Source organism: Candidatus Thiosymbion oneisti (assembly GCF_004359955.1).
In the GTDB taxonomy this organism is placed as follows: Bacteria; Pseudomonadota; Gammaproteobacteria; order Chromatiales; family Chromatiaceae; genus Thiosymbion; species Thiosymbion oneisti.
The window spans coordinates 40,001-65,481 of the sequence record NZ_SMSC01000008.1; the positions used below are offsets into that span (position 1 = coordinate 40,001).

Sequence of the window (25,481 nt, forward strand, 5' to 3'; positions counted from 1 at the left end):
CCCGAACCGGGTAATGTTGAAAAATTATCGGATGAGCTGTGGATCGGAGTGAAAGGCTAATCAAGCCCGGAGATAGCTGGTTCTCCCCGAAAGCTATTTAGGTAGCGCCTCGTGTCTCACTCTCGGGGGTAGAGCACTGTTTCGGCTAGGGGGCCATCCCGGCTTACCAAACCGATGCAAACTCCGAATACCGAGAAGTGCAATCACGGGAGACACACGGCGGGTGCTAACGTCCGTCGTGGAAAGGGAAACAACCCAGACCGCCAGCTAAGGTCCCTAAATCACAACTCAGTGGGAAACGATGTGGGAAGGCCCAGACAGCCAGGAGGTTGGCTTAGAAGCAGCCATCCTTTAAAGAAAGCGTAATAGCTCACTGGTCAAGTCGGCCTGCGCGGAAGATTCAACGGGGCTTAAGTTGTGTACCGAAGCTGCGGATGCCCGATCCTCGGATCGGTGCATGGTAGGGGAGCGTTCCGTAAGCCTGCGAAGGCGGATCGAGAGGTCCGCTGGAGGTATCGGAAGTGCGAATGCTGACATGAGTAACGATAAAGGGGGTGAAAGGCCCCCTCGCCGAAAGCCCAAGGTTTCCTGCGCGACGCTAATCGACGCAGGGTTAGTCGGCCCCTAAGGCGAGGCCGAAAGGCGTAGTCGATGGGAAGCAGGTTAATATTCCTGCACCATTCATTACTGCGATGGGGGGACGAAGAAGGCTAGGTCAGCCAGCTGTTGGTTGCTGGTTTAAGCGTGTAGGGAGTCACCTTAGGAAAATCCAGGGTGGCAATTCCAAGGCGTGACGACGAGTCTCTACGGAGATGAAGTGATTGATGCCAGGCTTCCAGGAAAAGCCTCTAAGCTTCAGGTAATGAGTGACCGTACTCCAAACCGACACAGGTGGGCAGGGTGAGAATCCCAAGGCGCTTGAGAGAACTCTGGTGAAGGAACTAGGCAAAATAGTACCGTAACTTCGGGAGAAGGTACGCCCCCGGTACGTGAAGGCCCTGCGGCCGGAGCGGAAAGGGGTTGCAGTGACCAGGTGGCTGCGACTGTTTACTAAAAACATAGCACTCTGCAAACTCGAAAGAGGACGTATAGGGTGTGACGCCTGCCCGGTGCCGGAAGGTTAAGTGATGGGGTTACCCCTCACCTAGATCATCTAGCAAGCCGCATGTTCTATATCTATGTGCTTTACAGTGAGCGATTTGACGAGTTTTATCTTGGATCGACGCGTGATCTGAGAAGGCGAGTTGAAGCGCATCGATCTGGGATGAACAGATCGACACGAAAGGCAGATGATTGGATAGTTTCCTATTATGAAGTCTATCTGACAGAACAGGCGGCAAGCGAGCGAGAAGCGAACTTGAAGCGAAGTGGCAAAGCGTATCACAGCTTAAAGGTGCGCATACGCAGAAGCTTAGATGCTCTAGGTGAGGGGGAAGCTCTTGACCGAAGCCCCGGTAAACGGCGGCCGTAACTATAACGGTCCTAAGGTAGCGAAATTCCTTGTCGGGTAAGTTCCGACCTGCACGAATGGCGTAACGATGGCCACGCTGTCTCCACCAGAGACTCAGTGAAATTGAAATCTCGGTCAAGATGCCGAGTACCCGCGGCTAGACGGAAAGACCCCGTGAACCTTTACTACAGCTTCACACGGGACTTTGAACCTACTTGTGTAGGATAGGTGGGAGGCTTTGAAGCGGTGACGCCAGTTGCCGTGGAGCCATCCTTGAAATACCACCCTGGTATGTTTGGAGTTCTAACCTCGGTCCGTGATCCGGATCAGGGACAGTGTGTGGTGGGTAGTTTGACTGGGGCGGTCTCCTCCCAAAGCGTAACGGAGGAGCACGAAGGTACCCTCAGCGCGGTCGGAAATCGCGCACTGAGTGCAAAGGCAAAAGGGTGCTTGACTGCGAGACAGACAAGTCGAGCAGGTGCGAAAGCAGGTCTTAGTGATCCGGTGGTTCTGTATGGAAGGGCCATCGCTCAACGGATAAAAGGTACTCCGGGGATAACAGGCTGATACCGCCCAAGAGTTCATATCGACGGCGGTGTTTGGCACCTCGATGTCGGCTCATCACATCCTGGGGCTGAAGTCGGTCCCAAGGGTATGGCTGTTCGCCATTTAAAGTGGTACGCGAGCTGGGTTTAGAACGTCGTGAGACAGTTCGGTCCCTATCTGCCGTGGGCGTTCGAGACTTGAGGGAAGCTGCTCCTAGTACGAGAGGACCGGAGTGGACGTACCTCTGGTGTTCCGGTTGTCACGCCAGTGGCACTGCCGGGTAGCTATGTACGGACGGGATAACCGCTGAAAGCATCTAAGCGGGAAGCCCCTCCCAAGATAAGGTCTCGCTGGACCCTTGAGGTCCCTGAAGGTCCGTCGAAGACGACGACGTTGATAGGCGGGATGTGGAAGCACGGTAACGTGTGAAGCTAACCCGTACTAATTGACCGTGCGGCTTGACCATATAACACCCAAGATCTTTGGGTGCTGGGGCAAGACGCATCCGCGCAGCTTACGCGATCTAACCGGTTTTCCTGGCGGCAACAGAGCACTGGAACCACCTGATCCCATCCCGAACTCAGAAGTGAAACGGTGTATCGCCGATGATAGTGTGGGGTCTCCCCATGCGAAAGTAGGTCACCGCCAGGGCTTTATTCCAACCCCTTGGCTCTTTCGGGCTGAGGGGTTTTGTTTTTCCGCGGTCGGAAATCACCGGCTGCAAAAAGCAGAGCGAGGAACCATGCGATGGTCAGGCCATTTTCCGAAAGTGGCGAAAACCTTCGATTGTTTCAAGCTCTTTTTCCTCATGAATTTGTGCCCTGTAAAGATTCCACCGCACTTGCAGATTAAGCCAGAAATCGGCAACTTCTACGTTACAGGAGCCTAGCTCTCCCCATATGAAGCAAATTCGGTTTCCATGAAGGATACGACCGGACGTTTTGGAGTGCGGCGGCAATCTTACCCCGAACCTACCGGAATCCACAGTGCCCGACATAACCGCAGGGTTGCCCCTGGAACACCTGCCCGCCGCCGCTTTGGATTTGGCCGTGTAAAGGTATTGCGGCCAGGGAAAAGCGCCGTCGCTGCGGCGCGGGGGGAACCCGGCACCTGGGTTCCCAGCAAACGCCGTTGGTATCCCCCCTCGCTAAGGCTCGATTCGGCCGCGCCGCTCTGCCGGCGCACTCCAAAGCAATCCGGAGGCCCGTAGGGCGGGTCAGGCGCGTGCACCAAGCGCCGCGATTGCCGCGGCGGTGGGCGCGCCGTCACCCGCCGGATAGCCGCGGGTGGCAGCCCGCAGGTCGGGTCTAGGTCAGGGATGGCCACCACCCGACGGAGGTGGCTGGCATACGGCGGATGGCGCAAGCTTATCCGCCCTACGCGGCCCTCCAAAACAGTCTGGAGTCCATAAGAGCCAGGTTTTTTTGTGCCCGACATGCCGCTCACCGCTCGAATGTCTCGATGGCCGTGTCGGCCCCATAGCCGCCTACCTCTAACAACTGGTCGAAGAGGTCGAGGCATCGGCGGCGGAGGTCCGAGTCCTGCTCGGCCTGGCGATAGGCACGGAGGATGAGATTGCTGAGGCCTTGCGCGGCCAATGCCGATGAGTGGCCTGTGTCGCCGGTCGCCGACTCTACCGTCTCGATAAACCGCTGGCCGGCCCGAAACAATAAGTCGGGTGGCACATCGACTGCCTCTTCAATGACATCAAAGAAGCTATCGGCGTTCTCCGAAAAAGCCCTGCTTTCGATAAGTGCCTCCACCACCGGCAAAGCAGTTCCGATACGGCGCTCATCCTTGATGGGCCATGTCCACTGCCCGGCTGTGCGGCATACCTCAGGGTCGGGATCCCCGAACAGGCCGATCAGCAATGCCTCACAATAGGCCCGGTCCGGCGCCGTGAGTAGGTTATGGCTCAAGATCTCGGCTGCTCCCTTACGAGACTCGGGGTCCCCATGGATCACGGTTGCGGCCAAGGAACGCGCGTTTTCGTTCGACAGGGCCGCCAAGACCGTCTGCTGAGCCGCCCCTTGTCGAGCCACTGGGATCGACGAAGCGAGCATGCGCTCCAGGATCGGTCGAACCTGCGCGTACTCGGTATCTGCCGTGTAGTACAGGAAGTACTCGACCATTGGCGATGCCAACAGCTCCTCCTCGGTCTCACAGAGCCGTAAGAACAGCGCAATGGCCTGGGGGCGGTCGTAGCGCAGCGCCTGTATGCAAGCCTCGGCCACGCAGGTCCGTACCGCAAGTGAAGGATCGGTGACCATGGATTCCAGTACCGGGGCGAAATACTCCCAGTATCTCGAATCCTTGGCGATCAGATTAGCGATCGCGGATGCGGCACTCCCGCGCACCGAATTGATGCCGTGAAAATGGGGATTGCCGCCATAGTAGGGACCGTTTGCTCCCGAATCCTTGCGCCACAGCTCCTCGACCGGATCCGGGTCCTGGGTGGCATACCAGGCGATCACCTCGAGCATGGCATGCGGTAGATCCTGGTCGCCGTGGCTGGCGATGGTAGACGGGAGCCACCGCCCGTGCGGGCGACCGGGTCGGTTATGGGCGCGCTCGACGACCTGGCCCAAGAGGTCTGTCGCTAGTCCGGCGTTCTCCAGACCTCTCACGATGGCCTCGAAATAATGCTCGTTGGTGGCGTCCGGTAAATCCAGCATGAGCCTCGCGAAGCGTTCTGGTTGGGCCTTGGTCTGTTTCTCCAGGGCTTGCGAGAGTTCTCTCGCCCCGCCGAGAACCCGATCTTCCAGCCACTCCCCTTTTTTATCGTCGGCGTATTTGTCGATGGCGGAAAGCCATTGGTCATCGGTCATCCGCGCAATGGCCTGATCGGACAGCGGCGATATGACAGTTCCGTCTCGGATCCCATAAGGGCGCTCCAGTTTCCAATCCAGGGACGATGCTTTGCGCGAAAGCTCCGCGAGCCGCCGTTTTCCGGTTCGAGATAGCTTGTTTTGTGGCAGGGCGCCAAGGAGCGTGAATTGCTCCGTGCCGTAGTGCCAACGGAACCAACACGCTTGGCTTCGGATGTACTCTATGCCTTCTGCCAATTCGTCGGCGTTTGATGGTCGCCACCGTTCAAAGCGGTTCAGAATCCAGGGCTCCAATCGTGCGATGTCCTTCTCATCGAGGTGGGGGGCCAGGGTTTGCAACAGACAGCGACAGTCCCAAAGTTCCTGATCCCCGTACCAGAGGCCCCAATGGCTCCAGGTCTCCTCCAGGTAATCGACGGCGAAAGATTTCCAGGCTCCTCCCTCGATTACCAAGGCCCGCAGCAGGACCACATGTGCGGTGCGGTACTCCGAGGTCCGAAGTCGGTTGAGATTTGTGCGAAACAAATCAGGTGAGGAAATGGCAATCTGCTTGAGCGCACTCGCCAGTTTAATGGGTAGGGCCTTTAGCCGCCGGTAGGGCAAGCCCAGACCCCAGTACCAAATCCGGTCCTTGAACGGTGGATCGGCTTCCCGGATGGCGGCGGTTTCGAGTAGCTCCAAGAAGGGATCGAGCACGGCCGCCACGAACTCCGCAGGGACATTTTCCACTAATTCCATGAGCCGATGATCGGCGATGACTCCTTCGGTCGCTGGATCGTGAGCGGATGGATCGGCCCTTCCCATATCGTCCTTCAGCAGTCGCAACCAGCGGTCCAGGGCGCGGCAGGCGACACGCTGGTTTTCAAGCGAACCATGACAATACATGTCGAAGAATTCATGATAGGTCTGGCAGGTGAACGCCCAGTCGCGTCGTGAGCCGGATGCCAAGCGATGGAAGAGTTCCTCGATTCGCTTTGAAGAAGTTGCAACACCGAGCCGGGTGATAACGGACAGGATTCGCTCGTCCTGTGCCTCCGACCGGCCGGCTACGCCCTCCAACAAATCGGCCACTCGCTCCGGCTCGGCGTTCGCCGACCGGCCCAGCCAGTTGAAGGCAAAGGCCCTGGTTTTCGGGCGATTGTCTGCCAGCCACTTGGTCACGACGCCCTGATCGTGCAGGAACCGGAACCAAGCCGGAGACGACCATAAGGCATCGCGCACCGGATCGGTTAGTCTTCCGGTTCGCTCCGGGAGGAAGTCTTCGAGGATTGCCCACTCCTCGGGTCGCGGGTCGCTGACCTGTCCGACTACACCGATCATCAGCTTCTTCATGTGGAAGCGGATCTCGGGCGCGTTCAGGCAACTCTTGAGATCGTCGAGATAGGCATCGAAGCCGTCGAAGTCGTCGTCTCGGCGATAGGTCAGGATCTGGCGTACCTGGGAGCGGCGGAACAGATCCTGCTCGGCGGAACCCAGGAATGCGAGCAGGGATTGCCCATGCTCACAGAATTTCCGGGCGAAGACGTAATCGAAAAAAGACTCGTGGAAAAAGCCGATCCGGCTTCCCTGGCGGACTACTACATGGGCGGAGACCAGAGCGTCCAAATCCGCATATCGGGAGGAAAACAGACCGCACGGCACCGATAGCGCCTGTCGCTCGTTGATCGCGTCGCAGAGTCCATAAAGCAGGGTCTCGAAGGAATTTCGGTCGCTCAGCGCCGGGAGCAGATCAGTACGCTTTTGGTGCCAGAATTTGTCATACAGCTCCTTCGCCGATGTGAAGCCCACGGGTTGATCAGGTTTTTCGCGGATCACGCCGGCCAGCAGGAAGAGGTGAAGAGGTAGGCGCAGCAGCTCGATCTGCTTGGCCGTGAGGCGATCCGATGACAGCCCGAGCTGGGACACGGCTTCCTGAACCTGCTCCAGATCGAGCGGACCGATGGCGATGGATTCGGCGTGGGCCTTTTCCTGCTGTCTCAGGTCCCGCAGGCGGTGGTCATGGTCCAGATCGAAGGTACGGCAGACCAGCAGCAGGCGCATGTTCGAGTGCGTCCTGGCCTCCCGCACCATGGCCGAAACTGCGTCGAAGACCTCCAGGCGCCGTCCCGACACGACACTCACTGCGTCCAGTTGCTCGATGACCAGCAGACATGGACGGCCGTTTGCTATTCCTGCCAGGATGGCTACCGGGGATTTCTCGCGTCCCAAAAGTTGCCGGCCGATCTCGGCGGGTCGCTGAGTGGGGTCGAGGCGATCCAGCCGGAAGGGCAAGACCTGCCATCCGGCAGCGGCAATTTTTTCCACGATCTGGCCGGTCACGCCGGTCTTGCCGATTCCCGCAGGTCCGGTCAGAAAGATGGTCTTTGTGGACCCCGAGAGATCGCGGAGGGCCGCGACCGCCTTATCCGCTTCGGCCCGCGGCAATTCCAGCCCCCCGATGGAGAAATCCTGAGATTCGAGATAATCGTCTCGACATTGATGGGCACGTGCGGTCAGGTTTTTATCCCGTGCCACATCGGAGGGAAGGATTCCGTATTCTTCCAGGTGATCCCAAAGCCCCTGGGGTGTGATTCGGCGGTAAACCGCATCCAAGGCGAATAACGCGAGTACCCCGAGTGCGGCTCGTGGGTTACCCGTCAGGTGGGCGTCGAGAAGCGCCAGAACCATGTCGCTCAGCGTCCGTTCATCCAGCGTGGTCCATCGGCAACGGCGTAGGGCCTTCCAGGCCCGCCCGTCGCTCGCTTCCCCGAGCCCCTGCTTGAGTCGGTCGAAATCGCCCGTTAGTTCGAGGCTGAGGGAGTCCCGAAATGCAGGAAAGTCGGCGGCGATTTCCGCGCGCTCCCGGAGTTCAGGGAGCGACTTGGGTGCCTGGGTGGAGACGAAGACGAAATCTGAGTCGCCTACCATCACGTGCTTGCGTATTCCCTCCAGCACACCGACCCGCGCCAAGTCCGCGACGGTCCAATGGCCTTTACCAGCCTGCTGTCGCTTGGCCTGATGGGCCTCAATCCGGCCATCTTGGCGTTCTAAGCGGAATTCGATGCCCTCGCCCTCGGCGCCGATGGGTTCGAGATGGATATAGGTAGCTTCGCCGGTCAGGAGCCGTATGAACTGCCGGACGGTCCACCGCAGCTCATAACGGTTACCGACCTTGTCTGCACCGCCGCCGGGAAATGGCATAGAATCTCAGGTAGTGGTAAATTTCTAAATGGTTAACGTAGGGCGGCTCATTATGCCCCATTTCTTGATTCGATCCCCTCTCCCTGGCCCCCTCGCTGCGCTCGGGGCAGGCTCTCTCCCGGAGAGGGTGTCGCAAAAGCCCCTCTCCCGGCGGGAGAGGGGTTGGGGAGAGGGGGTGCAGCTTTGCAATCGAACGCGACAGGAGTGGTTATACCCTTGAGGTCAGCGGTTACCTTCGTTTTATCGGCGAGACCACCCTTCGCTACCATAGGGATTTCGTTCAGAATGGTCGACCCATTTGGCATTACAACCAGAGTCCGAACGAGTATGCGGGAAATTTCGATACGGTTGTGGCCTATGGAGACAAATCGGTCCACAGTTGGCCTGCGGGATCTGCCTACCCAGACTTCTTTATCATTGGCGACCCCCATACCAACTACTACGAGGGGACCGCCTTCATTGACGATATAAGACTCTATGTTCCAGCAAAACAACAACCTGCGCAGGTTGGGGTGAGGAACAAACCCTTGAAAATAAAATAATCTGTGGAAATCTCCGCAATCTGTGGATAAAGAAAGTAAGCAATCAAACATCCCCGCTCATCACTGGCTCGATACCGACTGCCTTCATATCCGCAATTGCTCTATCGCCGTCGCCTGCATTGATATTGACTGCCCGTGTGGCATCTACCACCACTTTGGTTTTGAATCCCAGTGAATTGGCATCCAGGGCAGTGAATTTCACACAAACGTCCAACGCCAGGCCCGTGATGTATACCTCGTCCACTCCCTGTTCCTTCAGGTAATCCCCCAGCCCTGTAGCGGTTTTGTGATCGTTATCGAAAAAACCGCTATAGCTGTCCACTTCGCGATCCATGCCTTTTTGAAAGACCTTTGCAATGCCTTTGCTGTTCAATCCGGCGACGAGCTCGGCACCGACCGATCCCTGCACACAATGGACCGGCCAGAGGATCTGTTCTATACCGTTGAGCATGATAATCTCGCCGGGATCCTTATCATGATGGACGGCAAAGCTCTTGTGATCCGGCGGATGCCAATCCTGGGTGGCGACTACCAACCCGAATTTGTCCATAATCTTATTGACCACAGGCACCACCTGGTCGCCTTCCGGGACAGACAAGGTGCCGGTGGGTGTAAAGTCGTTTTGAATGTCCACTAAAATCAGCGCTTTCATGTCTTCTCCTGTGTTTTAAGTCTTGCCTGCAGAACCAGTTTCGTTTTCAGTTCATTCAGTGATTTTTCATTACCTACCGGGTAGGTATGTGGATTTGCCAAGCGCATCACTGTGGGGTGGAAAGCGCTGATCTCTTCTTGTACCTTTTGTTTGATCTCTTCAATAGCGGGAAGTTCATAGACCAGCTTGCCCTTGCGGTAGATGGGGACCAACAGATCTTTGTGGCGGGTATTCGGCCCGATTTTTTTCTGTCGGCTGGTATCGGAAGGATCGATCAGGGTACACCCGGCGCTCATATCGGTTTTCAGATCGTAAATGACATCGCCGTCATAAAGGTCGTCCCGGTAGTATCGCCTGACCTGCTGGATTCCGGGGGTTGTTGACTTTGCCGATTGGTCTGAAATCTTGATCTTGTACGCCCAGTCCTTGCCGGGGGTTCTGATGGCGGAAAGCTTGTAGACACCATCCAAGGCCGGTTGATCGAAGGCCGTTATCAGTCTGGTACCGACCCCCCAGATGTCGATTCTGGCCTGCTGAGCCTTCAAATTCCGGATGCTTGTTTCGTCCAGGTCATTGCTGGCCACGATGCGCGTATCCGGAAATCCGTTTTTATCCAACAATTCACGGGCCTTGATGCTCAAGTCTGCCAAATCGCCGGAGTCCAGTCGGATTCCTGATAGTTTGTATCCTTTTTCCTCCAGCTCCTTTCCGACTTGAATAGCCTTTTCGACACCAGCGATAGTGGAGTAGGTGTCGACCAGGAGTACACAGTTATTGGGCATCGCATTGGAATAGGTGCGAAAGGCCTCCGTTTCATCGGCAAATGCCATCACCCAGCTATGGGCGATGGTGCCTCTGACTGGAATGCCAAATCGTCTTCCCGCCAGTACATTGGATGTGGCATCGCAGCCCCCGATATAGGCCGAACGGCTTGCCGTCATAGCACCATCGACCCCCTGGGCCCTGCGGAGACCGAATTCGAGCACGGGATCTCCTTGCGCTGCCCGACAGATTCTGGCTGCTTTGGTTGCGATCAGCGATGGAAAATTCATCAGATTCAGCAAGGGGGTTTCCAAAAGCTGGCATTGGACGATGGGACCCTGCATGCGAATCATCGGCTCTAAAGGAAAGACGATGGTGCCTTCCGGGACGGCATCCATGCTGCACCTGAATTCGAGCTTGCTTAGATAGCTTAAGAAACCTTTATCAAAAAGAGGATTGCCGTCATTTCCCTTGATCGATTCCAGATATTCCAGATCTTCCGACTTAAACCGCAATCCATTGATGTAATGGATGACGTTTTCCAAGCCACAGGAAATGGTGTGATTCCCGTTAAAAGGCGCCCGACGAAAAAAGAGATGAAATACACTCTCTTTATCTGCCATGCCGGATTTCCAGAACCCATAGGCCATGGTTAGCTGGTAAAAATCGGTCAGCAGTGAGTTGGATGCATTATCGATGGGATTGATCATAGTTCGTGGTTCGTCCGATTTTCAAGGTCCCCTATTGGCGCTTTATTTGACAAACTTTACTGTTTTGACCGCACTTTCGGCCGTATGCATGATCTCAATGGCATGACCGCCGAGCTTGAGACTGGTTCCCGGCTCGGGGATGGCCTCCATATGCTCGATGATCAGACCATTCAGGGTCTTGGGGCCGTTAGTGGGCAGCTTCCAGCGCAGGGCGCGGTTCAGCTCTCGCACGCTGATACCACAGTCGATCAATAGGCTACCGTCCTCACCCTGGTAGATCTCCCCGATGGCATGCGCCGGGTCCGAGGCGAACTCCCCGACAATCTCCTCGAGCAGGTCGGTAAGCGTGATCAGCCCCAGAAAATCGCCGTACTCGTCCACGACGAGCCCTATCGGCTCTTTCTCTCGCTGGAAATTCAGCAGCTGCTGATAGAGTTGCGTGCCCTCGGGGACGAAGTAGGGCCGGCGGCCGATCTCGCGCAGGTGCGTCTTGCCGAGTCCCTTGTCGAGTAGGGCGTGCAGGGCATCGCGCACATGGATGATGCCCATAACGCTGTCGATATCGCCGTCGAACAGGGGCAGTCGCGTGTAGGCGGCGTTTTTGAGCCGGTTGATGATCTCTTCCTCGGTGTCCCGGAGGTCGATCCCATCGACCTCGTTGCGTGGAATCATGATGTCTTCCACCGTGGCGTTTTCCAGATCCAAGATCGCCAGCAGCATGATCCGGCTACGCTCCGGGATCATGGCCCCGGCCTCGCTGACCACGGTGCGCAATTCCTCGCGCGACAACGCATTGTCGCGCCCGTCTTCCGGCCGCACCCCAAGCGCCCCCAGCAGTCCGTTGGTCACCCGGTTGACGGACCACACCAGGGGGTGGAGGAGCTTCAGGAGCGGGGTGTAGAGGAACGCGGCGGGGTAGGCGAGGCGCTCGGGGTGCAGGGCGGCGAGGGTCTTGGGCGAGACCTCGGCGAAGATGAGGACGACCAGGGTCAGGATGCCGGTCGCCGCGGCGATCGCCCCTTCGCCGCCGATGCGCAGGGCGATGAGGGTCGCCAGCGCCGAGGCGAGGATATTGACGAAGTTGTTGCCGAGCAGGATCAGGCCGATCAGGCGGTCCGGGCGTTCCAGCAGTGCCCGTGCCAGCACGGCGCCCTTATGACCCTGCTCCGCCTGGTGCTTGAGGCGATAGCGGTTGAGGGTCATGAGTGCCGTTTCGGAGCCCGAGAAGAAGCCCGAGAGCAGGATCAGAAACAGCAGGAACAGGAACAGACTGGGGAGCGAGATGGTGTTCAATGTCCAATCCCTATTCGCTATTCGGAAAAGGATTCGGTTCGATAGCGCCTGACCCGAACCCGGTCCGACCAGTAGTCCGGTCGGAGGCCGGCCTTCTGCTTCAGGTGGCGCAGGAAGGCACGGGGCTCGGGTAGACTCTCCCAGACCGTAGGCAGAAAGGTCCCGCGGGCGGCCCCCGCCTCGAGGATCAGGCCATCCCGACCCGGCTCGATCATCCGCAGCAGTTCTTCTTCGGAGGTGAAGGAAAGGGGCTGCGACGGCGTCAATACCGAAATCTCGATGGAGAGCCGCGCCAGCTCCGGGCGTGTCAGGGGCCGGAACCTGGGGTCCCGGAACGCGGCGGCGAAGGCGTTCTCCGCCACGTCCGACACCAGGGGCTGGATGGCCTCCAAATGGCCGATGCATCCGCGCAGGGTCCCTCCGGTTTCCAGGGTCACAAACGCCGCCCGTCGCTCCCTAAGGTCGGCGGGATAGTCGGACGGGACGACCGGCAGCGGACCACCCTGGTCCAACCCATGCGCGATCGACTGCCTCGCCAGCGCCAGGAGTGTGCGTCGCTGCGACGGGTCGAGCGGATCGGGGTCGATTGCACGATTTAAAGACATTTAAGCGGCAATTAAGCAGAAATTAAACGATTTTAGTAGTACCTAATGTGTAGTGATGAACCTCCCGGTGAACCTTATTTCTTCTTCGAGGGGAAAATTACACCATCACTGCACATTGAGTATTACCAATCTGTAAATCAACCCCTATGTTCTAACACTTAAAAATTACCACTACCCGGAGACAGTCGTAGACAGCACTCTATAGCCATCTGTCAACCAGCAAGCAAACCCATCTCCTGCAAAAACCTGGACGGGCTTTTGGACCATCCGAAGTAGTTGTGCGCGTAGCTCAAATAGAGGTTTTTCGAAGATCTTGTGATTGCGACAAAACAGTTGCGGCGTTCTTCTTGGATAGCGGTTTCACCATTCCTGATCGCGAAATAAGTCGGGAACTGATCCTCCGTCAACCCTATCACGAAGACATTGTCGAACTCCACGCCCTTTGCCGTGTGGACCGTCTGGAGCCTTACGCAATCCTTCGACAGAGATTTTGCCTTCGGGGACAGATCCATTTCCTGCAAAAACACATGAAGACTCACCTTTTCTCCATGCGAGCGGCGAATTTCTACAGATATTCGTTGCCAATTGTCCTTGTCATCGACGTAGTCCGCATAGGCATCCTTGTCTGAAGATGCATCGAGTTCCTGGAAGGATTTTTCCACGAAAAGCGGGTAGTCCAGTGAGTCACAGAGCAACACCTTTCCTCTCTCAGCGAATGTCTTCAGGGTGTCACTTGCGGCTGCCAGGGAGAAGAAAGCCCGGAGCGGTGTCAGATCCTCGACCTGCGCCTTGGCAACCACGTCCTCCGCGGACAGGGTGATGCCGTTCACTCGATTCGCAGCCGAACAAAGCTTGTTGAGAATGCTGCGGGAATCCGGCGCGTTGGCCAATTTCAACGAGTAATACATGAGTTGCATCAGAGGACTCGCGAAATCCTGATGTCTGCTCACGATCTCCGCGCCCACACCGGCCCCGTGCATAGCCTCCCGTATCTGGGCCAGCAGCTTGTTGCTGCGGGCGATGACAAGACATGATTCGCGGCGATTCTTCGGTATGGGACGAATCTCGGCGATCAATCCTGCGATTTCCGCATCGAAATCCTCATAGGATCTGAACTTGACCGCGCCTTCCTCATATTTGTGCGACACGCCATGTCCCTTCGAACCGTACCGGTTGGGATTGTGTGCGATAAGCCGGTTCGCGACCTCGACGACCTCCACGGGACAACGATAGTTCTCGGGCAACTGGATGATCCGTGGTCGGTAGTCGTGTTCGAATTCCTTCAGCCGCTTGGGGTCTGCCCCGTTCCATTGAAAGATGATCTGGTCGTCGTCGGCCACCACGAAGAGGTTAGCGGTCGTGTCAGGGACTAGCAGCCGCAGCACCCGGTACTGGGCGAGATTGGTGTCCTGAAACTCATCGACACACACATAGGGATACACCGTCCTGACTTGCCTGGCAATGCGGGGTTTGGTTGTAAGCAACTCCCTGGTGAAGTGCAGCATGGAGCCGAAGTCGAGCTGGTTCTCGTCCACCAGCTTTTCCACATAGCCACGGAAGATGGTTTGCAGTGCACGACAGCTGTCTTCCTGCCCGGCTGGGAAGTGGTCTGACAACTTGTCGGCACCGATGCCGCGCGTGAACATGATGTCGATCTTTTTCAGCGAATCTTCGGGATTATCGATCTCGGTGTCTTTACGACCCCGAAGCTCTCCCAGAATCGCAACCCGGTCTTTGTCATCGGTTATGATGGAGAAGTCCGGGCGTAATCCCAATTGGCTTCCGTGCTGGCGCAAGAGGTCTGTGCAGAACGAGTGAAAAGTCCGGAGCTGGATCCTTCCGGTATTCTCGCCAAGCAGGTCACGAATACGATTCTGCATCTCGCTTGCTGCTTTAGTCGTGAATGTCAGCCCGAGGATGCGGAAGCTTTCGTCGAGGGTATTCCTGATCAGATCGGCAATACGCCAAGTCAGGACGGCGGTCTTCCCCGAGCCCGGCCCCGCCAACACCAGTAATGGGCCACCTTCCCACTTGACGGCCTGGCGTTGGTTGGTATTGAACATGTCGATGGTAATGGTCATTGGTCCGCTGCCACCAAATCTGTGCACCTATCGAGGATGTCTTGCACCTCGTTGGGGACCCCCTGTTCACCCTTCTCCTTCATAAGCATGATCGACTCCAAGGCTGCCGCGGGTTTTGAGAACCGCGGTGATAGATTCCGGTAGATTTCTTCCCAATACTCACGCGTTCCTTCTGTGGCCGTAATTTCAGGCCGGGACCGATCCTTAAGTTTCCGAGCTACCCGCAGGGCTTGTCCCGGCTTGTTCGGGAAGGTCTCTTTCATCTCGGCAAGGACAGCGTCCCAGGACCCCCCAGTATCGGCGTTCTGTTTAACCACACCAGGAAGGTACGGATCACCGTAGCCGGAATGGCACAGCAAGATATCCATATTGGATGCTGGAAGAACTGAGATATGTTCGGCATCCGACCGTATACCAAGAAGCTTCTTTGCTGCTCTCACGTACCTATCCCCTCCATCATCCCCATCCGCCACCAAATGCCAACCGATACCCAGGGCGTCCGCTACCTTGATGAAGATCCCCGGACCACCGGCCTGACTGATTTCTACGATCCGAATCCCGTGGCGATGGAGGTCGATTTTCAGCAATTCGGCACACTCGGCGAACACGGATACGTCCGTCTCGCCTTCGACCAGGAGCCAACACCTTGCAAAGAGCAGTTCGCCCCGATTCCGCCGGACATGGTGGTTGAATTTGCGCCGCTCCTCCTCGGTCAGCAGTTCATCAGAGATAGCTTTGCATTCGGTAGTCGAGTCATGACGGCTCAACCGCCGCAGCTTTTCCACGGGCACTTCCGACAAAATGTCCCCGGAGTGCGTGGCCAGGATCTTCTGACCGGGAAGGTCGCGCAGAATTCGCCACGTAGCCCGAACGGCATTGGGATGTAAATGGGCCTCCGGTTCCTCGACGGCGATAATCGGTTCCGCAAGCTTGTCGACATCCGCCTGCAGGCGAGTCTTCAGGTAGGCGCTGAACAGGAGGAGAACGGAAAGGCTCTGGGTGCCTTCTCCGTGGCTTCGAATCGGGATTTTCGCATTGGAAGTAGTCGGCAGGTTGACATCGGTGTTATAGCGAAGTGCCTTATAGACATCAGGTGGTGCGGGATCGACTGTCACCGCGTTCGTGCTACCCAGGGTAACTAATTTCGAGATCTGCTTTATCTCGTCAATGACATCTTTGAAACTGGCGTGGGCATTGATGATCTTCTGGTTGACCTGAAAGAGCTCACCTTCCAGAACCTTCCGAGTGGCATCGTCAATGTCCTTGTTCCGCAGGAACGAAGCCCAGTAGGGGGACTTCCCGTGGAACTGGTCCTTTGCTGCGCGCAGGGCAGTCTGGAAGAAGAAGGGTCGCAACCGGCGCAGGTCCTTTATGAATCCGCTCTTGCCAACCATTTCATTGCCGGCGTCATCGAGGAAACGCAAGTTTTGAATCGGCTCGGCACTGTCGGCATCGTACCTGGCGGTTACCCGCAATTTGATCGCCGAGTAATCGCTGCCGACAATCACATCGTTGAGGGCCTGGATGATAGGCTCGAACCAGGGATATTGCTCCGACTCCAGAAAACTCAGGGTCAGGACAATCGGTTTGCATGAAGCGAGGTCTTGACAGGTTTCGTCCCGGTAGAAGTCGTACTCGCTGAAATTGCACGTCTTGTCGGACTTTACTGCGTCAAGGCAGAGCCGTAGTGCCTCCAGCACGCTGGTCTTCCCTGTGTTGTTCTCACCAACCAAAACGGTAACATCCCTATCCAGCTCGATTTCCGCGTGTCCGATACCACGGAAGTTCTCGATTTCCACCTTGCTTAAGCGCATCATCAATACTTCACGGGTATGAATCACACGAACCACGCAAAAGTCCCATCAGCGCAAAATCCGATTCGTGTCAATTCGTGTCCATCCGTGGTTCAAATGACATGCTGCTATCGGACCGTCGTCACGGAACGGGGCTGAGCCTGCAGGGCCACCTGTCGGGGGATTGACCTTCCCCGGTGGCCTATGATCTCTCGAAGGCATAGGCGCCGTAGCCTACCACCTGGTCGCGGGGTCCCGCCGTGTCAGCGGAGTTACGCAGGTCCAGGGTCCGCGCCTTGAGGCCATGGCGCTGTGCCTCGCGCAACAGGCCGCCCAAGGGAAGGTGGCCGCAGGCCTGGGTGGGGGTGATGGCCTCTGGACGCAGGGCCTCGATGGCCCGGGTGGTCTCGGCGTCCGTGGCCACGGCGTGCGCGTAGTCCAAATAGTGGCTGAGGTCCGAGCTGACCACAATCAGCGTCTCCTCGCCGCCCCACAGGCGCGCGATGACCTGAGCAACTTCTTCAGTACCGGTGGCTTCGGTAGCGGCAGCGCCGACCAGGAAGGGGACGATGCGGAACGCCTCCAGGGATAGCTGGAGGAAGGGCAATTGCACCTCGAGACAGTGCTCGCCTTCGAACGGCGCCTCGTAGCAGCGGACCTGCGGTAGATCGCGGACCTTTGCAAACGCCTCCCGGTCCACGGGAACGGATCCCAACGGGGTGAGAAAGGTCTCGGCGGCACTGTAGGCCAAACCGGTGAAGGGGACGCGGTGGGAAGGCCCGAGCAGGACGATGCGTGACAGCTCCCCGGCGCGTGCGGCGAGCTGCGCATAGGCGCTGCCGGCGACAGGTCCCGAGTAAATGTAGCCGGCATGGGGAACGATCAGGGCCTTCGGTGTCTCGGTTTTATCCTTCTCAGTGCCGGCGATCTTGGCTCCGGCGGTCCCGGCGGCCGCGAGGAAGGACCGGACCGCTCGGCGCAGCTCCTGGGCATCCGCCGGATAGAACATCCCGGCGACCATTGCCTCTCTGGTTATTGTCTCTCTGGTGCTTGTCATCGCTTGTCCTCATGCCCCGATCAGTCTTTCGCAGCCCGCATGCCTCACCAGAACGGCTGACAGCGCCCCGATTTTCGGTTCGGCCCTGTCGCCAGGTTGAATTCGTATAGCATCACGACAAAATCCTCCTGGTAGCTGGTAGCTGGTAGCTGGTAGCTGGTAGCTGGTAGCTGGTAGCTGGGGTAGCCTATCTCGACAGACTGAGAAGGTCCACTGGACTTTCAATCCTGGTCTTACCCTGAGGTATCCCCACATTATTGCAATCTAAAACAACGAGTTATGGAGCGAATGAGCGGCCACGATGCCCTCATGGCTCGTTCCCACGCTCCCGCGTGGGAATGCCGTTGTGGCCGCTCCAGCGGCCAGGTTTCATGACGCTGGAGCGTCTGGATTTGCTCCCACGCTGGAGCGTGGGAGCCAGAGGCTGATTTGTGGGGATACTTCAGGGTCTTACCTGCATTTCTGTGCCCATCCTTATACGGTTCCGGTTTTGCAGCTTTTATCGCAGATTAAACAGATTTTCACAGGATAAAAAACGAAAAAATCTGTAAGAATCTGCGTAATCTGCGGATTAAAAAAGATGTTGGGGTTTCGACCTCACCCCAATTTACACTGCCGGCGATTGGTAGCTGGTGATTGCTTGCCCCGGTCAATTCAGCTGAATGCGTTGTCCCCAGGGTATCTGCGAACGGCCTTTGACCAGCCAGACGACGGGATAGTGCGGCGCCTCGGATGGGAAATCGCCCTGGGCGTCGGTGAAGTAGATCAGGAGGTCGGGGAGCACACCTGTACGCTCGATCCAATCGAACACGGGCCGAAAGTTGGTGCCACCGCCGCCCTTGATCGCCTCGGGCGGTGTGAATTCCTCCCAGGGCTCGAAGACCCAGGGCGCGCCTGCGCACAGCTCGGTGTCGCAGGGCAGCAGGGTGACGCGGGCCCGGACCTGACCCTTGAGGGCATCGATCTCGGCGATGAACTCCGCCAGCTCCCGCGCCTTGATGGAGTCTGAGGTGTCTACCGCCACCACCAGCTCGAGCTGATGGCTACGCAGGGTCGGGAGGATGAAATCCCCCTCGCGCCGGGACGGGCGCATATAGCTGTAGTCATCCCGCGCCGCTGCCGTCATGTAGTGTGCCAGCAACATGCGCCACGGCAGCTGGGGCTGCAGCAGGTGGTCGATCATGCGTGCCAGCTCGCCCCCCAGCTTGCCCGCCTGCATGGCCTGTTGGGCTGCCCCGGCCAAGCGTTGCTGCCACTGGACGTTCAGGGTCTCCTGCTCATCCGGCTGCAAGGGTTCCGGCTCGGCGGCGCCCCCGCCGGATTCCGGCTCGGACCGCGCTTGGGCGTCGCCCTGCTTTCCGTCTTCGGCCTGCTCCCCGTCTTGGGGATTAGCCGCCTGCGGCCGGTTCGTCAGGTCATCCTCCCGCAGGCCGCCGTCGCTGCCCCGACCCTGGTTGTCGTGGTCGTAGGCGTGCTTATCCAAGGTCTGGGATGCATCGTTGTCCTCGATCAGCGGGTATATCTCTTCGGCCGTCATGCCCTTGTACAGAGGTATATGCAGGGTATGGGGCGGGGGAGTAAGGCCCTCGTCGATCAGCAGGGGATTGATGGCATAGTCGCAGGCCAGGTCCCATTTATGCCGCACCCGGTGCCGGCGGCGGGCGAAGTGGGAGAGGGCACAGTGCAGGGCCTCGTGGGCGAGCATGAACTGGGTCTGTTCGATACTCAGCTGGCGGATATACTCGGGGTTGTAGTAAAAGGCCCGGGCGTCGGTGGCGGTGGTCGGACACCAGGCAGGATCGGCCGGGTGCATGGGCAGGCGCAGCACCAGGGCGCCGAGGAAGGGCTGGTCCAGGATCAGGCGGGTACGTGCCGCCGCGAGCTTGGTCTCGATGGCCTGGGTATCGACCGCCATGGGTGCCGGCTGCCCGCTCAGTGGTCGATCATGATGTCCGCCACCGCCTGGGCCCAGGCGGCGAATGCGGGGACCTGGAACAGTGCGTCGCCAATCGCCCGGTGCAGGTCGGAGACCAGCATGACGCCCATCTCGCGCTGGGGAAAGCGCCCGGCATAGACCAGGATGTTGTCGATGACCTGGGTGGCGGAGTCGCTGCCGGCGGCGCGGATGGCCCGGCCCACCAGGGCGGCGGCGACCGCGTACTGCAGGTCGATCGCGGTGGGGACGGGGACCTCGTCGCCGGCCAGGATGGCATCCAGATCGGGCATCTGGTCCAGGCTGGTGATGAAGGCGTGGAGCTCGATCCCCGCCGCCGGTCCGACGCAGGCCTGCAGGGTACCCCGCAGCAGCTCGGGTTGGTCCTCGAACTTGCGCAGACCCCGGTGGGCGAACTCCCAGGAGCGCGGAGACGGAAAGGCCACCGGGTTGTGGGCCGGATCGAAGTTGAACAGGAGCTCGGGACGGAAGCGCAGGAACCCGATAATCCGCTCATCGATGCCGTTGGCATAGGCCCAGGCCACCCAGTCGTCCAGGTGGGTATCGACCTCGAAGTGGGAAAACCGATTGGCCAAGGGCGCCGGCATGGTGTAGGTCACGCCCCGATCTCCCTGACGATTACCGGCGGCGAAGATGGCCCAGTGGTCGGGCACCTGGTACTCCCCCAGACGCCGGTCCAGGATCAGCTGGTAGGCCGCCGCCGACACCGCCGGTGGCACCGAGGTGATCTCGTCCAGAAACAGGATACCCTGGGGACCATGGCGTTCCGCGTCCGGCAGGAGCGCGGGAACCGCCCACTCGACGTGATTCCCGACCCGGAAGGGAATGCCCCGCAGATCGCTGGGCTCCATCTGGGAAAGCCGGATATCGATGACAGGGGTCTGGTGTGCAGCGGCGATCTGGGCCACCATCTGGGACTTGCCCACGCCCGGAGGACCCCACAACATGACCGGGGTGTGATGGCCTGCGGAGGTACTGAGAAACTCCTGATCCAGGATGCGAAGCAGCTGGGCGGGACGCATGTTTAGAAGGCTTCCTCGATAGTTAGGGTATGGAACAACGTCATCAAGTCAAGTCTCAGAGCCTCTCTCCCGCCAAGGGTGTGGTAAAAGCCCCTCTCCCGGCGGGAGGGTGTCGTAAGAGGTGACGCCCAACGCGGTCTTTCTCGTTCCCACGCGCTGCGTGGGAACCTGGAAGCTCCGCGCCGCGGAGAGCATCGGGCCGGTGTCCAGCATTCGGATACCCGTCGCGCGTGAATATTTCGGTAAGCGAGGTGTGCCAATCGTGCCCGAGCGCAAGGCGCGGCGAGGAGGAATAGCCAGGCCCTATGGCGACGAGTCGCAACGCGGCTAGCGGGTGCGAGGGGCGTGCATCGCGGCGAAATATTCACGGGTGACGGATATAGACACGGGAGCCAAACCTGCCGGCTGTCCGGCGTTATCCGGTGCGGCCCGGAAGGCGTCTGCTCTGAGCGTTGCCGCCAGCTGGTGATGGGGTCCGTAAGCCGTCTGGAAGACGGCGGTCCCAGCCGGCCCGGGACCGCCGACATCTTGTCGGCTCCCGGGACTACCGATATTTCGTTGGCCCTTCCGGCTATCGGGGAGGACCTGAATGCCGAGTCGCCGGTCCAAATGGTCATCAGTCAGGCTTAGTTTTCTCGTTCCCATGCGCTGCGTGGGAACCAGAGACCGGGAGCGGGGCTTTTTCGACACTCTCCCTGTGGGAGGGTGTCGCAAAAGCGGTGGCGTCAGCTGCCAGTCTGTGAAATTTAAACCACAGAGGACACAGAGAACGTAGAGCATTGGCCGATTCCTTTCTCTGTGTTCTCTGCGTTCTCTGTGGTTCGAAATGATTTTTGCGACACCCTCTATGGGAGAGCGCCTGCCCCGAGCACAGCAAGGGGGCTTGGGGGAAAAGGCAAACGAAAAACAGCGATTGATCAATCACAAACAACACCGGTAATGATCCCTTGGATCTTACTCCATATTATAACACCGCTGATGAAGTTGCTCAGCGTATAAGTAGTGGAGAGTTTGATCGTGCAATTCTCGTATGCGGAACAGGAATGGGGATGTCGATAGTCGCAAACAAACATTCCGGAATTTATGCTGCCGTATGTGAAAATACCTTTGCAGCGGAAAAATAGTGACGAAGCTGCTTGCTTTTCACCGCCTGAATTATCTCCAGCCGATTGTGGGCACCTTGAAAAATAGGTGTTTTCACCAATCAGGCTATTCTAACCCATTGATTATTCAAACGTGCTTTGACGAAAAATCGTATTTTTCAAGGTGCCCTTGACTTCTTTCGAGAAGAAATTAGCAGCATGGCGATGAAGCGTAGAAAGGAGAAAAAAGGAGTGCAACATTGGAAAATAGTAGCCCACTGGTAGGCACTGGAAAAATGAAGTATCCTTCGATTTTTCCGTGCCCCGGTTGTCGGCTGCTACGGTCGTGGCGGGGCTGTCGCTGCGATGAGGGACATGCGGCGGATACACAGGCCGGTTGTCGTCAGAGGGTCGGCGACGGGGGCCTGCCGGCGCGGATACCGTAAAACGAAGGCCCTTAAGGCCTGAACATCAGCAATGCTCGGAGATCGGATATGAATCAGTTTTACTACGACGCCGTAACCAAGATGGAGCAGATGGGGGTCGACGACGAGTACATCCAAGGCTGGCAGTGCGGATTCCTGCAGAATCCCAAGCGGGAAGAGCAGCGGCTGACCAAGGCCTACGAGGCCGGTTACTCCGACGGCGAAGAGAAGACCACCGACAACTTCGGAGACTGGGCCAAGGGCTGATACCGGCCGATCGGACCCCAAAGGGCGGTTGTTGCCGCCCTTTTTTAGGGTAAGGCGAACTCCCGATCCCCAGCAGACCCAAGGCGGTGGTGCAAAACCCAAAAAAATCTTTTTGATCCGCAGATTACGCAGATTCGCGCAGATTTCTCAAGAAGACTATACACTTAGGAATTGGATAGTGTTCTAATTTTGTTGTTACCGAGTAGAGGGAACTTTGATAAAGTTTCCGCCCTGGGATCTTTCACGGTGCCCTCTACACCAGAAACAACAAGGTTGAAACACCACGCAAGAATTGGAGGCCCTTGGTGCTGAAGTTGACCACCTACCCTCGTTGGATTCCGCTTACCGAGTGAACAAAGCAAAGAATCTGCGAAAATCTGCGTAATCTGCGGATAACAGTGAGATATGCGGGTTAGTATGAGTACCTCCGTCGACAGACTGCGACAGCTCCTCGCGGGGCCCGACCTGCTGCTCATGCCCTGCTGCTTCGACGCCCTCTCGGCGCGGCTCATCGAGCAGGCCGGTTTTCCCCTGACCTTCATGAGCGGCTTCGCGGTAGCGGCGGCGCGGCTGGCCCTGCCGGACACCGGCCTCATCTCCTATGCCGAAATGCTCGATCAGGGGCGCGGCATCCTGGATGCCGTCTCTTTCCCCGTCATCGGCGACGGCGACACCGGCTACGGCAACCCCGCCAACGTGCGGCGCACCGTGCAGGGCTATGCCGGCGCCGGGTTCGCCGCCATCATGATCGAAGACCAGCTCGCCCCCAAGCGCTGCGGCCACACCCGCGGTAAAGAGATCGTGCAGCGCCCCGAGGCCCTGTCCCGCATCAAGGCGGCCGTGGATGCCAGAGAGCAGGGGGCGGACATCCTCATCATGGCCCGCACGGACGCCCGCGCCACTGACGGCCTTGCCGAGGCTCTGTGGCGCATGCAGGCGTTCGCCGATCTGGGCGCGGACATCCTGTTCCTGGAAGCCCCCCAGGACGAGGCCGAGATGATCGACTTCTGCACCCAGACCCCAGGCCCCAAGATGGCCAACATGCTGGCGGGGGGCGTCACCCCGGTGCTGTCACCGCAGCGCCTCCGGGAGATCGGCTACCGGATCGCCGCCTATCCGCTGGCCCTGCTCAACAGCACGGTCTATGCCATGCAAGAGACCCTGCGTGGACTCGCGACAGGAGACCTCCCCCAGCGGAGCGTCGACTTCGCCACCATCCGCCAGATCGTCGGATTCGACCAGTACGACCGGATCCTGCAGCAATACACGAGTCTGGAGCCGGAGTCGTAGTACCTCGGGCGCAGGCCGGGGTAATCGAATCAGGTTAGGGGGAGAACCACGAATTCACACGAATAACACGAATTCGTATGGATTCGTGTCCATGCGTGGTTCTCCGTCAGGTTACGGCGCGTCTAGCCCGCACAGCTCACCGGGAATTGCCGTCCCGGCGAGCTATGCGGGCGAGTGACCTGCCCCGTGGGCATAGGCAAGGGAGCGGGTGTGAGTGGAATTTCCTATAGGAAAAATCCGTTCCCCACACCTGTGAGAGGAGGAAACCGGTAGGCAATTGATCCGGAGCGGTCCAGCGGAAACTTTGGAGTGCGGCGGCGACCTTATCCCGGCATTGGTAGAAACCCACGCTACCTGGTGTAACCGGGGGGGCCGGCAGGTACCCTGCAAACCCGCCGCCGCTTTGGATTTGGCGAGCCTCTATCCCCGGCCAGGCGTTGCAGCCAGGGGAAAGCGCCGTCGCCGCGGCGCGCGTGGAACCTGAGGCCCAGGTTCTTGGCAAGCGCCGTTGGTATCCCCCGTCGCTGAGGTTCGATTCGGTCGCGCCGCTTTGCCGGCGCACTCCAAAGCGGGCCGGAATCCAGGGCCAGGGATGGCACCAACCGTAGGGCTCTAAGCCATTACCCTAGGTGATGTTTCAGCCGTGATGATTATTCGGTAGCCCGGCCCGAGGCGCCGTCCTAGTAGTGGGCAAACCGGTATCCGTCTATACTATCCCCATGATGACAAGCAACTTCAAACGATTCGGCGTGCCCATCCTGGTGCTGAGTCTCCTCGTGCTGGTCGGATGCGCGGGGGGGCGGCGACCGGTGCTGTATCCGAACGCCCACTTCCACTCGGTCGGCGAGGCCCGGGCCCATGCGGACGTGGACCGTTGTCTGCGGTCGGCCAAGGACTTCGGTGCGCCCGTCTATGGCGGCACGGACGTGGCGCGCGATACGGCCACCGGCGGGGTGATCGGGGGGGCGGCTGCGGGTGCCTGGGGACTGGTTCGGGACGGTGAGAAAGACGCCGGTAACCGGGCGCTTGCGGGCGCCGCCGCTGGTGGTGCCGCCGGCCTGGTCAGAGGTGCCCTACGCGCCGGTAAGCCCTCGCAGACCTTCCGGGGCTTTGTGAACCGCTGTCTGAGCGAACGCGGCTACGGCGTGATCGGTTGGCAGTGACCGGTCGGAATCCCCGGTTTTTCCGCGCAACATTCGGAATCCCCGTCCTGTTCCACCCCAAACGCCTCCTAGTGTTGCTCCGCCGGTGACGCGGCAACCTCGGCCGATACCTTGCCCGCTGGAAGGCGACCCAACACCTGCCGGTGGAAACGCGACTGCCCGCAAGCGGTGCCCATCTCCGGCAAGGGATGAGACGGGACCTGAAACCTAGCAAATCCATGGTAGACTCCTCATCTCGCAGCCTGGGTCGGCTGGAGTGCCTCCCACATCCCGGCACTTGAATCTTTGATTTGGTCCCGTACTCTCCTGTAGCTAGCCTTGGAGACCGCATCCTGGGATAGGCAGTGAGCCGTATCCCACCGAATTTATTGTCTATGGCCGAGATCCCCGATATTTCGGATACCGAGCGCTGGATCCTCGAGACCACCCTCAAGGAGCGCTACGATCGCGACCTGGAGCTCCAGCTCGCCGACGCCGAGATCCGGCTCCACCCGTCGGACCGGGAGCTGACCAGCTGCCCGGTGGTGTTCTGGCACGATAGCCAAGGTTGTAACTTTGTCGTCTTCAAGACCGGCGACCGCAACTACCGCTGCCAGTTCTTCTACCGGGGATACCAACAGTACGGCACCGGGGTGAACGAGTATGACGATCTGTCCGAGTGTGTCGTCTCCCTGCTCCAGGCCCAGGCCGACCATGCCGCCGAGGAGCACGGGGATATCGAATCCAAGCGAAGCTAAGAGGCTGTCTAAAAATTAAGATACTGATTTTAGGGCATAAAA

At 58.6% G+C, this 25,481-nt stretch carries 16 protein-coding genes and 2 rRNA genes (1 of these 18 cut by a window edge); 8 read left to right on the top strand and 10 right to left on the bottom strand.

From position 1 onward, the window contains the following. A 23S ribosomal RNA gene (locus tag E1958_RS05900) occupies positions 1-2,462 on the top strand (it extends 864 nt beyond the left edge of the window). A gap of 69 nt (positions 2,463-2,531) precedes the next feature. Then, positions 2,532-2,647: ribosomal RNA gene (rrf, locus tag E1958_RS05905) — 5S ribosomal RNA — on the top strand. A gap of 791 nt (positions 2,648-3,438) precedes the next feature. Here the strand turns inward: rrf and E1958_RS05910 are convergent. From E1958_RS05910 to E1958_RS05955, 10 genes are all read right to left on the bottom strand, one after another. Continuing rightward, positions 3,439-8,004, bottom strand: a complete 4,566-nt coding sequence (locus tag E1958_RS05910; protein ID WP_133511052.1) for an NACHT domain-containing protein — start codon at positions 8,002-8,004, stop codon at positions 3,439-3,441. 585 nt (positions 8,005-8,589) lie between these two features. Next, positions 8,590-9,198 (bottom strand): bifunctional nicotinamidase/pyrazinamidase, encoded by a 609-nt coding sequence (gene pncA, locus E1958_RS05915; RefSeq protein WP_133511053.1) that lies wholly within the window; start codon positions 9,196-9,198, stop codon positions 8,590-8,592. Further along, the gene (locus E1958_RS05920; protein WP_133511054.1) at positions 9,195-10,670 is read right to left on the bottom strand and encodes a nicotinate phosphoribosyltransferase; all 1,476 of its coding nucleotides are present in this window, start codon (positions 10,668-10,670) and stop codon (positions 9,195-9,197) included. Before E1958_RS05920 ends, pncA begins: the two co-directional genes overlap by 4 nt. A gap of 42 nt (positions 10,671-10,712) precedes the next feature. Continuing rightward, positions 10,713-11,963: an HlyC/CorC family transporter gene (locus E1958_RS05925; RefSeq protein WP_133511055.1), complete on the bottom strand. Its 1,251-nt coding sequence runs from the start codon at positions 11,961-11,963 to the stop codon at positions 10,713-10,715. A gap of 17 nt (positions 11,964-11,980) precedes the next feature. Then, the gene (amrA, locus tag E1958_RS05930) at positions 11,981-12,568 is read right to left on the bottom strand and encodes an AmmeMemoRadiSam system protein A (RefSeq protein ID WP_133511056.1); all 588 of its coding nucleotides are present in this window, start codon (positions 12,566-12,568) and stop codon (positions 11,981-11,983) included. 212 nt (positions 12,569-12,780) lie between these two features. Beyond that, positions 12,781-14,649: an ATP-dependent helicase gene (locus E1958_RS05935; protein WP_133511057.1), complete on the bottom strand. Its 1,869-nt coding sequence runs from the start codon at positions 14,647-14,649 to the stop codon at positions 12,781-12,783. Then, entirely contained in the window at positions 14,646-16,466 is a 1,821-nt protein-coding gene (locus tag E1958_RS05940; RefSeq protein WP_133511058.1) for an ATP-dependent nuclease, read from the bottom strand. Before E1958_RS05940 ends, E1958_RS05935 begins: the two co-directional genes overlap by 4 nt. A 178-nt stretch (positions 16,467-16,644) precedes the next feature. After that, entirely contained in the window at positions 16,645-17,499 is an 855-nt protein-coding gene (gene amrB, locus E1958_RS05945) for an AmmeMemoRadiSam system protein B (RefSeq protein ID WP_133511059.1), read from the bottom strand. 649 nt (positions 17,500-18,148) lie between these two features. After that, entirely contained in the window at positions 18,149-19,414 is a 1,266-nt protein-coding gene (locus E1958_RS05950; RefSeq protein WP_133511060.1) for a vWA domain-containing protein, read from the bottom strand. A gap of 17 nt (positions 19,415-19,431) precedes the next feature. Next, on the bottom strand, positions 19,432-20,475 hold the full coding sequence (locus E1958_RS05955) for an AAA family ATPase (protein ID WP_133511061.1): 1,044 nt from the start codon (positions 20,473-20,475) through the stop codon (positions 19,432-19,434). A gap of 121 nt (positions 20,476-20,596) precedes the next feature. Between E1958_RS05955 and E1958_RS05960 the strand changes: the two genes are divergently transcribed. The 6 genes from E1958_RS05960 (at position 20,597) to E1958_RS05985 (ending at position 25,439) form a co-directional block, all read left to right on the top strand. Beyond that, positions 20,597-20,806: a hypothetical protein gene (locus tag E1958_RS05960; RefSeq protein ID WP_133511062.1), complete on the top strand. Its 210-nt coding sequence runs from the start codon at positions 20,597-20,599 to the stop codon at positions 20,804-20,806. Between the two features lie 616 nt (positions 20,807-21,422). Further along, positions 21,423-21,599, top strand: a complete 177-nt coding sequence (locus E1958_RS21895) for an RpiB/LacA/LacB family sugar-phosphate isomerase (RefSeq protein WP_207787851.1) — start codon at positions 21,423-21,425, stop codon at positions 21,597-21,599. A gap of 452 nt (positions 21,600-22,051) precedes the next feature. Further along, positions 22,052-22,249, top strand: a complete 198-nt coding sequence (locus tag E1958_RS05970; protein WP_133511063.1) for an Alvin_2107 family globule sulfur oxidation protein — start codon at positions 22,052-22,054, stop codon at positions 22,247-22,249. 417 nt (positions 22,250-22,666) lie between these two features. Then, positions 22,667-23,539: an isocitrate lyase/PEP mutase family protein gene (locus tag E1958_RS05975; protein ID WP_133511064.1), complete on the top strand. Its 873-nt coding sequence runs from the start codon at positions 22,667-22,669 to the stop codon at positions 23,537-23,539. Between the two features lie 686 nt (positions 23,540-24,225). Continuing rightward, complete coding sequence (locus E1958_RS05980) at positions 24,226-24,702, top strand: hypothetical protein (protein ID WP_133511065.1); 477 nt, start codon at positions 24,226-24,228, stop codon at positions 24,700-24,702. Between the two features lie 374 nt (positions 24,703-25,076). Further along, on the top strand, positions 25,077-25,439 hold the full coding sequence (locus tag E1958_RS05985; protein WP_133511066.1) for a hypothetical protein: 363 nt from the start codon (positions 25,077-25,079) through the stop codon (positions 25,437-25,439). The last annotated feature ends 42 nt before the right edge of the window (positions 25,440-25,481 follow it).